The organism is Streptomyces sp. adm13(2018) (assembly GCF_008042145.1).
Taxonomy (GTDB): domain Bacteria; phylum Actinomycetota; class Actinomycetes; order Streptomycetales; family Streptomycetaceae; genus Streptomyces.
The window spans coordinates 1-11,290 of the sequence record NZ_RDBH01000145.1 but is presented as its reverse complement, the minus strand read 5'-3'; the positions used below and the strand labels follow the sequence as shown (position 1 = coordinate 11,290).

11 protein-coding genes and 1 pseudogene are annotated in these 11,290 nt (G+C 71.5%); 7 read left to right on the top strand and 5 right to left on the bottom strand.

Going from position 1 to position 11,290, the window contains the following annotated elements; all coding sequences use genetic code 11:
* A pseudogene (locus tag EAO70_RS38290) lies at positions 1-278 on the bottom strand (hypothetical protein); the annotation flags it as partial.
* 120 nt (positions 279-398) lie between these two features.
* Between EAO70_RS38290 and EAO70_RS34520 the strand changes: the two are divergent.
* Both EAO70_RS34520 and EAO70_RS34515 read left to right on the top strand, forming a co-directional pair.
* Positions 399-1,067 (top strand): hypothetical protein, encoded by a 669-nt coding sequence (locus EAO70_RS34520; protein WP_261993191.1) that lies wholly within the window; start codon positions 399-401, stop codon positions 1,065-1,067.
* Positions 997-1,578: an SMI1/KNR4 family protein gene (locus tag EAO70_RS34515; protein ID WP_148006766.1), complete on the top strand. Its 582-nt coding sequence runs from the start codon at positions 997-999 to the stop codon at positions 1,576-1,578. Before EAO70_RS34520 ends, EAO70_RS34515 begins: the two co-directional genes overlap by 71 nt.
* Positions 1,579-1,660: 82 nt before the next feature.
* On the opposite strand, the gene EAO70_RS34510 is transcribed toward EAO70_RS34515, so the two are convergent.
* Together EAO70_RS34510 and EAO70_RS34505 are read right to left on the bottom strand one after the other, a co-directional pair.
* Entirely contained in the window at positions 1,661-2,095 is a 435-nt protein-coding gene (locus tag EAO70_RS34510) for a DUF4267 domain-containing protein (RefSeq protein ID WP_148006765.1), read from the bottom strand.
* Between the two features lie 130 nt (positions 2,096-2,225).
* On the bottom strand, positions 2,226-2,672 hold the full coding sequence (locus EAO70_RS34505; RefSeq protein ID WP_148006764.1) for a DUF1772 domain-containing protein: 447 nt from the start codon (positions 2,670-2,672) through the stop codon (positions 2,226-2,228).
* A 94-nt stretch (positions 2,673-2,766) separates the two neighbouring features.
* On the opposite strand from EAO70_RS34505, the gene EAO70_RS34500 reads away from it, so the two are divergent.
* Both EAO70_RS34500 and EAO70_RS34495 read left to right on the top strand, forming a co-directional pair.
* Positions 2,767-3,345, top strand: coding sequence for a TetR/AcrR family transcriptional regulator (locus EAO70_RS34500; RefSeq protein ID WP_148006763.1), 579 nt, complete (start codon positions 2,767-2,769; stop codon positions 3,343-3,345).
* 161 nt (positions 3,346-3,506) lie between these two features.
* Positions 3,507-3,821: a DUF6584 family protein gene (locus EAO70_RS34495; protein WP_315986267.1), complete on the top strand. Its 315-nt coding sequence runs from the start codon at positions 3,507-3,509 to the stop codon at positions 3,819-3,821.
* Positions 3,822-3,911: 90 nt separating this feature from the next.
* On the opposite strand, the gene EAO70_RS34490 is transcribed toward EAO70_RS34495, so the two are convergent.
* Entirely contained in the window at positions 3,912-4,562 is a 651-nt protein-coding gene (locus tag EAO70_RS34490) for a hypothetical protein (RefSeq protein ID WP_148006762.1), read from the bottom strand.
* A gap of 107 nt (positions 4,563-4,669) precedes the next feature.
* Here EAO70_RS34490 and EAO70_RS34485 point away from each other — a divergent pair, with 107 nt between their 5' ends.
* Positions 4,670-5,044, top strand: coding sequence for a hypothetical protein (locus tag EAO70_RS34485; protein ID WP_148006761.1), 375 nt, complete (start codon positions 4,670-4,672; stop codon positions 5,042-5,044).
* Between the two features lie 376 nt (positions 5,045-5,420).
* Here the strand turns inward: EAO70_RS34485 and EAO70_RS34480 are convergent, their stop codons facing one another.
* Positions 5,421-5,858 carry a hypothetical protein gene (locus EAO70_RS34480; protein WP_148006760.1) on the bottom strand — a complete coding sequence of 146 codons (438 nt, stop codon included), beginning with the start codon at positions 5,856-5,858 and terminating at the stop codon, positions 5,421-5,423.
* A gap of 626 nt (positions 5,859-6,484) precedes the next feature.
* Between EAO70_RS34480 and EAO70_RS34475 the strand changes: the two genes are divergently transcribed.
* Both EAO70_RS34475 and EAO70_RS34470 read left to right on the top strand, forming a co-directional pair.
* A complete protein-coding gene (locus tag EAO70_RS34475) occupies positions 6,485-9,880 on the top strand; it encodes a WD40 repeat domain-containing protein (protein WP_148006759.1) in 3,396 nt (1,131 codons plus the stop codon).
* 205 nt (positions 9,881-10,085) lie between these two features.
* Positions 10,086-11,267: a hypothetical protein gene (locus EAO70_RS34470; RefSeq protein WP_148006758.1), complete on the top strand. Its 1,182-nt coding sequence runs from the start codon at positions 10,086-10,088 to the stop codon at positions 11,265-11,267.
* The last annotated feature ends 23 nt before the right edge of the window (positions 11,268-11,290 follow it).

Below are 11,290 nucleotides of genomic sequence, written 5' to 3'. Positions count from 1 at the left end.
GTGGAGTCGCCTTCCGCGAGGGACTTGCGTACGAGGCCGTCCCACTCGGTGAGCGCGGCCGCGCGTTCGTCCGGTGTGCCGCGGTCGATCCGGTCGTCGGTGTCGTGCATGAACGCGACAGCGGCCACGACGTGCGGCAGCAGCGCGGCGGGGAGCAGGAGGCGTGCCGCCATGTACTCGGCCGTCGTGAACCGCCGTACGGCCGCTCGCTGTTCGGTGTAGTCCCGCCGCAGCCGTGGTTCCCTCACCCCGGCCCGGTCGAGGGCCCGCTTCCACATCCCAGTCTCCCGTCGACGTCGGCTGTGAGCCTACGGCTCCCCCGGCGGAAACCCGGAGGCGCCCCCGGGCACACGTCTGCCAGACTCGCGGCGATACGCAAGGTGTTCCTGGGGTGGGAGATGAACGAGGTACACGACGTCTTCGAAACACATGTGACGGTACGGTGCCGCAGCGAGGGCGAGCTGACCCGCCTCGGTGTCTGGGCCGCGGACCGGGCGCTGAAGGTCACCACCATCGTCCTCGCGCGGGGCCGCACTCCGGTGCAGCCGATGCTCACCCTGCGCGGCCGCACGGGGCATCCGGCGGTGGTGTCCGGGCTGCGGGAGGCCGGTTTCGAGCCGGCGCGGGTCAAGGTGGAGACGGTGCCGTGGAGCACGGAGCCCGCGGGTCCCGGCGGCGGCTACTTCGAGCACCACGTCAAGCTGGTGCTGCCCCCCGTGTACGACCGGACGGCCCTGGAGAACCTCGTCGTGCCGCACGGCGCGCACGTGTCGTGGAACGCGCGCCGGGCGCTGCCGGGACCGGGTGGGCGGCACGAGCGCTTCGTGACGCAGCGGCACGCGGGACCCGCGGACGCGGCGGGACGCGCCTGCGACGCGCTCGTCGCCGCATTGATCGCCGCCGGACACGAAATGGTTTCCGAGGAGCGGGAGTTCGTGATCTCCGACAGCGATCTGTCGTGGGACGAGGGCTGGTTGGAGGAGTCCCGTCTTCGACATGCTCGGGCCGGCTGGCAGCCGGTTCGCCGATCCTGCCGCGTGGCTTCGTCTGGAGCAGAAACTCGGTAGAGGGCTCCCCGCGGACTACAAGGCGATCGTCGACGCCTACGCTCCTGTCCAGCTCAACGGCCACCTCTACCTCTCGTCTCATCCAGCTTGTCCATGGCGGGATCTGGGCGAGGAGATCCGGAAGACGTCGCAGGTCTGGGCTGCGAGCCGGTGGGAGTCATACGACCTGGAGCCCGACGAGGACCCCCGCGTGATCTGCAATCGACCGCAGATTGCCTTCGGCACCCCCGACGGGCTCATCCCCCTTGCGAGCACGGACCCGGGAGCTCTCGTCTTCCTTGCACCAGAGGTGTACGGGTTCGCCGACGGCCTCGTGGTTCAGGGGGCAGAGGGCGAATGGGCCGGTCATCCCATGGCCTTCGCCGAGTGGCTTTATCGGTATCTGATAGGCGAGGAGATGGCCGGCTGGGACAGCGCGACCTTCTACCCCGGTCCCGTTCGGCTCGAGTACCTGCTCACAGGGCCGGGGGAGCACACCCGCGAGGCATACGGACCACCGCGTGGTATGTGAAGTCCGTAGCAGATGAGCCCACCGTCCTACCCCCTCTCCGCCTGACTCCTGTTTCTGCCGACTGGCAGCAGTGCAGCGGCTGTTACGCGGGCAGCACAGCCTTCGATTCGACCCTTATCGCCTTCGCCGCTGAAGTGCGGGGCTCGCGCAGGAGCAGCAGGCCGTTGACGACCATGAGCGTCGCGGTCAGGCCGTGGATGCCGATCGCAGGCGCCGTGGAGCCGTGGTGGGCAAGCACGGTGGTCATGTCCCCGTACGCGCCAAGGGATTCCACCAGCATGGCCCAGCCCAACGCCCTGCGGTGACCGGTGATCAGCAGGACGCCCAGGACCAGGGCCATCACCACGCCTCTGATCCCCTTGATGATCAGGAAGCCGCCACCGTCACCGGGCGGCCAGCCCGGCAGACCGAACCCCGGCGCCGTCAGCTCCGGGCACAGGATGAACTCCGACCCGAACCAGAGGATGAAGAGGATGAGGGCAGCGGCCAGGATGGTGTTGATCTTCTTCAACGACATCGTTGCTTCCCTGTGGGTCTCGACCGGCTGGATGAACACGGAGTGAGCGGGGTGGCGCGGGCCGGGCGCCGGACATGTGGCGCGGGATCCTGACGGGGCGCCCGGGTGCATGACGGCTCGCGGCCTGCTGTCAGGCGCGGGCCACGACGAGGAGGGTGAAGGCGGCGATGATGACGGCGACGCGGGCGTAGTGGTAGCTGTCCCAGCGCTTCATCTGCTGCTTCCAGTCGGCGGGCCGGTTCTCGGGCGTCCAGGTCTTGCCCCGGTTGTTGATCGGGACGAGCAGCAGGACGGACATGAGCACGCTGACGATGAGGAGCGCGCCGGCGGTGATGACGAGGCCGGCGCCGTCCTGCCCCCAACCCGCCACCGCCCAGGCGGCCGTGAGGATCAGTGATCCGATGTACCAGACCGGCATCACGGCACCCAGCATCCGTCCGCCGTGCGCGCGGCCGAGTTGGCCGCTGTCCTCGGGCAGTGCGTTGAAGATGGGGTTCATGACGAAGGCGACGGAGAACTCCACTCCGACCATCAGGCCGGTGATGACGATGGTGACGACCTCGAGTGCGGTGAGCATGGTGGCGACCCCTCCCGGTGTCTAGCGTTGCTAGCCGATGAGGCAACGCTAGTGCTACTGCCGCTCCATTGTCTAGCGGTGCTAGCATCGAGTTATGTCGGTACAGGAACGCAAGCAGCGCGAGCGGGCAGACCGTGAGCGACTCATCGTCGCCATAGCCCGCGAACTCGCCGAGCAGCAGGGGTGGGATGCCGTCACCACCCGCCGCCTCGCCGAGCGCATCGAGTACAGCCAGCCCGTCCTCTACAGCCACTTCAACGGCAAACGCGAGATCATCGGCGCCGTCGCCCTCCAGGGCGCCACGGAGCTGGCCGCCGCCATCCGCAACGCGACCTCGAAAGCCGATGGCCCTCGCGAACGCGTCACCGCCCTCGCTCAGGCCTATCTCGACTACGCCGCGCGTCATCCCGCCGTCTACGACGCCCTCTTCCAACTCGACGGCGGCCTGCCCTACGCGCAGGAGGACACCCCCGAACCGCTCAAGGACGCCTTCGCCTCCCTGCAGGAGACACTCGCCGACGTCGCCGGCGACACCGTCCACCCCGGGATGTTCACCGAGGTGTTCTGGGCGTCCCTCCATGGGCTGGCGACGCTCACGCGAACGAGGCGGCTCCTTCCCGCGGACGCCGCGGAGAGAGTGGAGCTGCTGGTGGACCGGCTCGCCGTTCTCTGACGCCCACCCCCTTGCAGGCCTCGGCTGCCTGCCACTCCCCCGCGCGCGCCGGCCAGCAGGAGGACGTCCGCCCGGCTCCCACCGCCGGACGATCGACTCGCGGTCGCGGTCGCGGTCTCGGTCGTGGTCGCCGTCGCCGTCGCCGGGCAACAAACACGTCGATGGGGATCCGTGCGATACCCGATCATGTGCGGCAGATGAAGGCCCTCGCCTGGCGGGGCCCGGAAGCGCTGGCCTCCACCGTCTCCGCGGAGGAGCAGTTGATCGCCCCGCGGACTGCCCGCGCCGAGGAGCTGGGTCGCCCCGTCGGCTGGGACGACCCCGCCTCCTACCGGGACGACCGGGAGGAGACGTACGAGGAGGCGCCGTCGGCGCCGTGGACCGTCGGCGGTGTACTGGCCAGGGGCGGCTGCCTGGTGGGCGCCACCGCGTTCCTCGCGATCTGGGTGAACGGAGTCGTCGCCCTCTTCCGCTGACTCTGCAGGTGGCAGGGGTTCCGGGCGCACGACGATCGCCGCGTCCACGGCGGAGGTTCCGCCCGCGGCACGCGGCGACCCGGGAAGAACTCAGGAGGTGGGCCAGTCCACCTCCCGCTCCAGCCGGACCTCGGTCACGCTCGCGTACTGCGGTGCTCCGAATGCCCTGACCATGACAGCGTTACCGATGTCGGTGACCTCCAGGGCCAGGTGGTCGGCTCCCACACGCACGTCGAGCCTCACCACAGGCCTGCCCGCGAAGTTCGGCGCGCGATGGATCCGCGCTCCGGGGTACCGCAGGTTCGTCAGCCCGTCCCGCAGCCGCTCATACGTGCCCGTCTCCTTTCCGGAGAACGCCTTGCCGATACGAGCCTGGTGCCGCTGGGCCGCGCACACCTCCGTCGGGGTCAACGGCAGCGGGTCCACCAGGACCGGCATGGTGGAGTCGGGAACCGTCACCCGCGCGCCGCGGCCAACAGCGCCGAAGACCATCGGTTCGCAGCTCTGCGCGATGAGGTCGGCCAACTCCAGGAACCGTGCCTCGGCCTCGGATGCTCTCGGCGGGACGGTGATGGCGCGGGGTGGGACGTACGCGGCGGGGGTGCGAACAGAGGCGACACTCTTGCCAGCTGGAGCGGAGGTCTTGGGGGTGGCATAGGCGCTCTGCGTGCCGGCGGCCAAGAGGAGGACACCGCCGACTGCGGCGGTGATCAGGGGCTTCGAGAGAGGCATCGATCGCATGTCCGTACTCTGCGGTCCGGCGGACAGCGGCCGCCTGAGTACTCGTACTCATTCGGCACAGGCGAACTCCCCCCAGTCGGACCGACCTGCCCCCGTCCCGTGGTTCCATGACGACACGACTGAACTACCGAGGAAACGACGTGAGTAGACAGCATCGGCGAGTGAACCGATTCGGATTCGCCGAGTACGACGACATGATCGGTCTCTCCCGCAGCGTGAACACAGCCGAGCTGACAGGAGATCTCAGGGCGATCGTGGCTATGGTCCTGTCGGAGGACACCGACTTCATCGATTCGCTCTCGGATTCCGCCCAAGCGGACTTCGTCGTCCCCTTGGGGATGTCTGCCGGAATGTTGTCGCAGGGCGACTACTCGGTGGTGGAGCTCCTCTCGGCGGCCTGCACGGTCCAGTACTGCGCCGAGCCCCACATGGCGGAGTTCTCGGACGAGCTCGTACACCTGCTCTCACAACTACCCCGGTGACGAGACCACCCTGAAGGCCTGAGCGGGTGTGCGCTGAGGTGGCTCCCTCGACGTGACGGCGGCCATGCCAGCCGGCGTGGTCCGTACCGGGTCCTTCTCCATCGGCATCGACGTCTTACCGCCTGCCGTCCGCTGGGCTCCTGACGGACACGCAGCACGAGCAGGCGGCCGGTCGTCGGCACATGCGACACCTGAGCCCGCGTCGCCGCCGGGCACGAGGGCCCGGCCGGAGACGGCGACCGGTGGCGTGCGGCCGGTGCGTGCGACCGGACGGTCACATGGTCAGCGACGGGGCCCGGACGGCGACATAGCCGGTGGTTCAGGGCGCTCAGGCCGACGAGCCTGGACAGCGACGGGGTCGCTTGTCCGCGGCGCTTCAGGTCCGAGAAGCCTTGTCCTCCGGCGGCCAGGACCAGGGGTCGGGGGTCGGTTCCGGGCCCTCCATGGTGCTGCGCAGCTTCTCCTTCAGGCTCTTCGGCGGCGCTTCCCTCTCTTCTCGTTCGTGCACCAAACGGGCCGTCGACACACGTATGTGACTCACCCGGTGCCGCTGCCTCACCAGGACGATCCACGAACCGTCCTGGGCGAGAAGGGCGTGGCGGGCGGGCTCGTCTCCCCRGCGGGCGTGCCGGGCGATCAGGCTCGGGACGTGGTGGAGCGCCGCGTCCTCGGCTGCCGCGACGGCCTCCGACTGGTCCGGGCCGATCAGGTGCGTGCCCGTCAGGGCCCATCGGTGCAGCTTGAGTTCCGTGCCTTCGGCGCGCTCGGTGATGCGGGTGTCCTCCTCGATGAGGACATACCAATCAGCAGTCATGATCGGACCCTACCTACTGGTACCGGGCTGATCGAGCGAGTACCTCGCGCCGTCTACGCTGGTGAAGCCAGGTGTGTTGGCCCTGAAGACATTGGGGAAGCGGTACGAGGACGCCGGCGACGCTGCGGGAGCCGAGCGGTTATGGGAACGGGCCGCCGAGGAAGGATTGTTGGAAGCCATCCCTGAAATGGTCGCGCGGCGAAGGGCGGCAGGCGACCGCGCGGGCGCGGAGCGGCTGTGGCGGTCTGCCGCCGACGTCGGGGATCTGGAGGCCCTGTCGGAGCTCGGGCGACTGCGGGGACGGGCCGTCGACCCGGCCGTCATGGAGGGCATACGGCGATTCGGTCTGGAAGCGGATGGTTCTCCGGCCCCGCCCTGGTAGCCAGCACCGCCCCGCAGCCCCCGCGCTGCGATCCGTCTCATCCCCCAAGAGCCGGTGTCTTACCAGAAGTCCCAAGAGAACGGGATGTCGCGAAGTTCCTCCTGCGCGGGTGTCTCCGGTGCCACTATGTGTTCTTCACCGGCGCGGACCGCTCCGCCGGGTCGTGCGCGAGGGGGGGACGATGGCGGATACGCCGTCCGCGCCGCTGGACATCGGAAGGTTACTCAGAGAGCCGCGGCTCCCGATGAGTAAGCGGCCGGCGGCCCGCCAAGCCCTCCTTTCGACCGCGCAGCCCGCACTCGCGTACCTGCGCGAAAGGATCGCCGCCGAGGACGTGGCGACGCTCCGTCTCGTTCGGGACGAGACGACCCAGGTCCACACACTCATGACGCCCCGCGCGGCGGCGCGGACCACCGTCCCCGCCCTGGCGGACCATCCGCCCTTCCGCCCGGCGAGGGACGCGGAGCCGGGGGTCGTCCAGGCGCTGCGCGCCTCCGCCGCGCTCGGACTCGCCCTCGTCGACGACCTGGACGGCGCCGCGGCGCAGCTGGACGCCGGCCTGCGCTGGCTCGACAACTCCTGGGCCCGGTTACCGGCCCCCGGCGGGTCGGCGGACGCGCTCCTCCGCTCCTTACCGCCCGGTCGTGCCGGGCATCCGGCTCGTATCCGGCGCCTGCTCAACGGCCTCGGGCCACAGCGCCGGGACGCGGAACTACCGCTGCTGCTGTGGTTGCTGACGCTCGACGGCGCGCTGCCCAAGCTCAAGCCCGTGGCGTCGGCGAGCGTGCTGTTCGACGGCGGGAACACCGGCGTGCGTGGCGTACTGAGCGTGGCGGAGCTGTCGGAGGGGCCGCCCGCGCTCGTGCCGGACCCGCGCACCATGTCGGGCTTCCGGGCGGACGAGGGTTTCCACACCTCGCTGCGTCACGCCTGGATCGCGGCGGGCGGCGGGGTCCGGGGAACCGTCCTCTGGTCGCTCGCCGACGACGAGGGGGTCACCGCGATGGCCACCGACCCCTCGCTGGGCTGCGCCTTCGCCGTACTCCTGGGCGAGGCGGGCCGGGCGCGGGCCGAGGGGGTCAGGCGCCTCCCGACCGGCTGGCGGCGGCTCAACCCCCGGATCGCCCTGATCGGCGCGCTCGACGGGAGTACGGAGGGCCGGCTGACCTCGGTGGGCGGCTACGAGGCGAAGCTCGGCGTCGTCCACAACGGCCAGACCGTCGTCCTCCCCTACGAGGACCGACAGCGGGCGGAGGACGCCTGGGAGGGCGACCGCTCGGCCCAGTTGCGACCGGTCCACACCGCCGCTCAGGCCGCGAAGGCAGCCCGCACCGTCGACATGCCGGCCCTTCTGCGCTCCCTCCGGCCGGTCATCGGGGTCCTGATCGCGCTGGCCCTGATCGGCGGTGGAACCACGTACGCGCTGTACCTGCGCGGGCAGACGAAGGCCCGGGAGGCGCTCGCCGCCGGCCTCGTCGCCAAGGCGATGACACGGCGCAGCAGCGAGCCGAGACTGGCCGGGCTGCTCGCGCTGGCCGGGCAGCGGATCGCCCCCGGCACCCACAACGCCGAACAGGCCATGCGGGACGTCCTGGAGGCCAACTCGGGGCTCCGGCTCTCCTGGAAGGCCAGCCCCGGCACCGTCGACAGCATCGCCGTAGACGACGGGCGGAACCGGGTGTACACGACCGGGGACGACCCCTACCTCAAGTCATGGGACCTGCGGACCGGTAGGCAGCTGGGGTCCGTGAAGGGCGAGCTCGGCGGGCTGGTGCTGGGCGCCAAGAGCGGCATGCTCGCCGCTCACGGGAAGGACGGCACCGTCCTGTACTCGGCCCAGGGCCCGATACCTGAGCTGCTCGGAACCCTCCCCGAGCCCAGCTGCACGGGCCCCGACACGTACCCGGTGGCGACCGCGTTCACCGAGAGCGGGAGCCGGTTGGTCGAGGTGCGCAACGACGGGGCGATCGCCCAGTACGACCTGCTCACACGCGAGCAGTCCGCCTGCGCAAGGGCAGGCCAGGGCGGTGACCCGCGCAACCGGTGGAGCGTGGTCGACGCCACGGTGGCGACGAGCCCCTGGGTCTCGGGACAGCTCCCCGCCGAGGAGCGGGCCGTGCTGCTCCTCGACGACAACCGGGTGGTCTCGGTCGGTCTGGACGGCCACAAGATCCAGGCCGAGATCGAGAGCGAGGACATCCCGGGCCGGGCCGCCGCCATCGGGGCCGACGAGGATGTCGTGGTGCTGGCCACCCCGGGCGGAGTACTGGCGTGGGACCGGGAGAAGAGGCGTCAACTCGACTACCCCGTCGGCGGCCTGGCCCAGTTCCCCAAGGTTCTGATCGGTCACAGCGGGAGCGTCGTCATCGCGGGTGACGGGGGCGCCGCGCTGATCCCCCTGGGCACCGGGGGCGACGCGGCCTCCAGCCGCGGCCTGGAGCGGCCGCGCGGAGGGGCGACGGGGGCCGCCGCGGTCGGCGAGAGCTTCACCGTGGTCACGGCCGGCCGTGACGGCTGGGTCGGCGTTCTGGACCGGCGTCCCGGACCGCTCGGGCTGCTCCCCGCGGAGACATCGAGCACCGCCACCTTCGACCCGGACGGGTCGCTGCTGCTCACGGATGTCAGCGGCAACTTGTCCTACGGCCTCCAGCGCATCGATCCGGGCCCGCTCGCCTACCAGCAGAACCCGGCGATGGCCGAGTACCCGGTCCGGACGGAGTATCCGGCCTCCGGCCACTTCATCAACGACGCGGCCTCCTCCCCCGCGTTCGTGGCCTCCGCAGGCCAGTTCCAGGGGGCGTCGAACATCGCCGTCTGGAAACGGGACGGGACCTGGCTGCGGGGCCTTCGGCTTCCGAACGCCGACCGGGGCACCAGCGCCCATCGCATCGCCGTCGGCGTCGGGTTCGTACCGGACAGCGACCTGCTCGTGGCCCGGCACGTCGACGGACCGCTGTACCTGTGGTCCACCCGCACCTGGAAGCCCCTGGGCACCGTCGCGCTCGGCGCGAGCGAGGGGCTCGGGTTCACGCTGCACGAGAGCCGGCCACTCGCCCTCGCCCTTGAGCGGCCCGGCGGCGCGGACGCCCGCCTCGTCCTCGTCGACCTCGTCACCCGCACCACCCGGGCGGTCGACACCCCGCGCGTCCACCGGTTCGCCTGGAGCCGTGACGGGACACGTGTTGCCCTCCTCGGCCTGGACAACACCGTGCGGTTCCTCGACGCCGACCTGCACGCGACAGGCGATCCGCTGCGCCTCACCGGCGCGGTGACCGCGCCGTCCTCGATCGCGCTGTCGCCCGACGGCAAGCAGGTCGCCGTCGGGTACGGAGACCGGGTCACGGTGCGGGACACGGGCACCGGCGACACCCTCCTGCCCGAACTCCCGGTCTCCGGGACCGACCTCCTCATCCATCTGCGCTGGTCTCCCGACGGCGAGGTGCTGGCCGGGATCACCCGGGCGTCCGTGGGCCGGGAGGGCGACCGTCCCCCGGGTCCGGTGGAGCTCTGGCGGGTGGGCTCCGTCGACTGGGGCGAGGTGCTGTGCCGTTGGACCGGCTCCGGGCTCACGGAGGAGGAGTGGAAGGAGTTCGTCGGACCCGACGAGCAGTACCGCGAACTGTGCGCCGAGAAGAAGTGAGACCGTCATGGCATCCGTACGTCCTTCCGGTCCCGTCCCGGCCCGCCGACACGACGACACACCGCGATCACCCCGGGAATCCGTCGGACCGACGGGCCGCACCGCTTCCGTCCGTCCTCCGGTCGGCCCGCCGACCGGGCGGAGACCTGCCGGGGAGGCCACGCCGGGCCCTCGGCGCGGGGGCGGCCGGCCCGTCCGACGGCTGGTGGCCCTCCTCCTCGCGGGGATGGTCGCCGCGGCCGGCTGCACGGCGAACGACGACGCTCCGGCGGCCGGTCCCCGCGCCACCGGCGCCGCCGGACCGGCACCGGACCGTGCCCACCCGGTGCTCGCCTTCGTCCAGCCGCAGAGGCGGACCGTGATGCTGTCGGACGCGGCGGGCCGCACCTGGCTCGCCGCCCGGACCGGGGCCGCGCCGCCCACCAAGGTCGTCTGGTCGCCCGACGCCCGACGCCTGGCCTGGCTCGACGAGGAGGGCTCGGCGGGCACGGGCGAGCTCCACCTCTACGACGTCACCACGGGCAAGCCCTATTCCCAGGCCTGCCCCTGCCACGGCCTCGGCTTCCTCGGCGAGGACCTGGCGACCCTGGCGGCCGACGGTTCCTCCCTCGCACTCTTTCCTCCGGGCTTCCCGGCCGAGCCCGCGCGCCGCGTGCCGCTCGCGAAGGGCCGCGGAGCGTACGCCACCCTCGCGGCCGGCGGACCCGACGACGTCGTCGTCTTCGCCGCGCTGCCCGAGGGGCCCGGCGTCACCAGAGGACAGGGCACCCTGGCCGCCGTCGACCGGCGCGGAACCGTCCGCGACCTCCTGCCGGCGAAACGGCCCTCCACGTTCACCGACGCCCTGCGCTCCCCCGACGGCAAGGCCCTCGCGTGGGGCACCGCCGACAGCGGCGGCGCCTGCTGGACCCGGTCGACCCTGCTCACCCACTCCGGTCGTACGGCCACTGACCCGGTCCGGCACCTGCCGGACGACAGCGCCTTCCGCCGGGCCCTGATCACCGACCGGCAGCGTACGGTCTCCTCCTTCGCCTGGGCCGGCGACGGGGTCACCGTCACCTACGGCCCCCTCCAGACCTGCCAGGTCCTGGGCCCCGACAGGTTCGTGTCGTACTACGTGCGGGACGGCTCCCGGACGTTCCTCGGCACCGGCATGCTCGGGATCGCGCTCGGCGCCGACGGGAGGGTGGCCAGGCTCGCCGGAGACAAGTCCTCCCTCGGCCTGACCCGCGCGCCGTCCGGAGTCGCCGACTACACCGGGACACTGACCCTGACCTCGGTGGGCCGGGACCACACCCTGGCCACGGGGGTGTCCGCGTTCGCCTTCACCCCCGCCGAGAGCGCCGGCGCCCGGCCCACCGAGGTCAGGGTCAGTGTCCCGGTGTAGTCGGCGACTCCGGACGGCGCGCG

Bases quoted from the DNA above. Each gene is read 5' to 3' on its own strand.
- EAO70_RS34520 (WP_261993191.1), top strand. From the start codon at position 399: ATGAACGAGGTACACGACGTCTTCGAAACACATGTGACGGTACGGTGC.
- EAO70_RS34515 (WP_148006766.1), top strand. From the start codon at position 997: ATGCTCGGGCCGGCTGGCAGCCGGTTCGCCGATCCTGCCGCGTGGCTT.
- EAO70_RS34510 (WP_148006765.1), bottom strand. From the start codon at position 2,095: ATGTCGTTGAAGAAGATCAACACCATCCTGGCCGCTGCCCTCATCCTC.
- EAO70_RS34505 (WP_148006764.1), bottom strand. From the start codon at position 2,672: ATGCTCACCGCACTCGAGGTCGTCACCATCGTCATCACCGGCCTGATG.
- EAO70_RS34500 (WP_148006763.1), top strand. From the start codon at position 2,767: ATGTCGGTACAGGAACGCAAGCAGCGCGAGCGGGCAGACCGTGAGCGA.
- EAO70_RS34495 (WP_315986267.1), top strand. From the start codon at position 3,507: ATGGGGATCCGTGCGATACCCGATCATGTGCGGCAGATGAAGGCCCTC.
- EAO70_RS34490 (WP_148006762.1), bottom strand. From the start codon at position 4,562: ATGCGATCGATGCCTCTCTCGAAGCCCCTGATCACCGCCGCAGTCGGC.
- EAO70_RS34485 (WP_148006761.1), top strand. From the start codon at position 4,670: ATGACGACACGACTGAACTACCGAGGAAACGACGTGAGTAGACAGCAT.
- EAO70_RS34475 (WP_148006759.1), top strand. From the start codon at position 6,485: ATGAGTAAGCGGCCGGCGGCCCGCCAAGCCCTCCTTTCGACCGCGCAG.